This window comes from Neobacillus bataviensis LMG 21833 (assembly GCF_000307875.1).
Taxonomy (GTDB): domain Bacteria; phylum Bacillota; class Bacilli; order Bacillales; family Cytobacillaceae; genus Neobacillus; species Neobacillus bataviensis.
Window position 1 is genome coordinate 1 of sequence record NZ_AJLS01000077.1, and the last position, 702, is coordinate 702.

At 44.0% G+C, this 702-nt stretch carries 1 protein-coding gene; it reads left to right on the plus strand.

The window, feature by feature from the left end; translation table 11 throughout:
• The first annotated feature begins 25 nt into the window (after window positions 1–25).
• The gene (locus BABA_RS12805) at window positions 26–625 is read left to right on the plus strand and encodes a tyrosine-type recombinase/integrase (protein WP_021213026.1); all 600 of its coding nucleotides are present in this window, start codon (window positions 26–28) and stop codon (window positions 623–625) included.
• The last annotated feature ends 77 nt before the right edge of the window (window positions 626–702 follow it).

Here is a 702-nt window from a genome sequence, read left to right on the forward strand (position 1 = left end):
CTCACCAACCAAAGGAGACCATAATATGGCAAAAAGACAGAACCACAATGTACAACCCATTAAGGACTCAAATGTCCTCAGACAAGTCCAAGACACTCTCTTAAACAACTTTAAGGCAGGCAGACGCAACTACACCATTTTCCAACTCGGTAAAGCCACTCTTCTGAGAGTAAGTGATGTCCTCTCTCTTGAATACGCAGACCTCTTCACACCCGAGGGGGTACTCAAAGACAGAGCCTACATCACAGACCAGAAAACAGGAAAGCCAAACACCCTTTACCTCAAGCCTCTTGAGTCCGACCTGATGCTTTATCATGATTGGTTAGTAGAGCAAGAGATAGACAGCCCTTGGCTCTTTTCTTCTACCACTACTCCCAACCAACACATTACCAGAAAGCAGTACTACAAAATCATGACCAAGACAGGTGATTTGATAGGTGTTAACTACTTAGGGACACACACCATGCGAAAGACGGGGGCTTACCGTGTTTACGATCAGACTAACTACAATATCGGCTTTGTCATGAACCTCTTGAACCACTCCGACCAGAAAGCAACGCTTGCCTACCTCGGTTTAGACACTGTAACCAAGGAAGCCATGCTTGACACCATTAACTTCGGCTAAGATACCCAATCAAACGTTCTACATTATCATGTAGGGCGTTCTTTTTACTCTATTGTAAAAAAGTTTGTTTGCTTTCT

Excerpts from the sequence above, each read along its gene's own strand:
- BABA_RS12805 (WP_021213026.1), top strand. The coding sequence starts at position 26 with ATGGCAAAAAGACAGAACCACAATGTACAACCCATTAAGGACTCAAAT.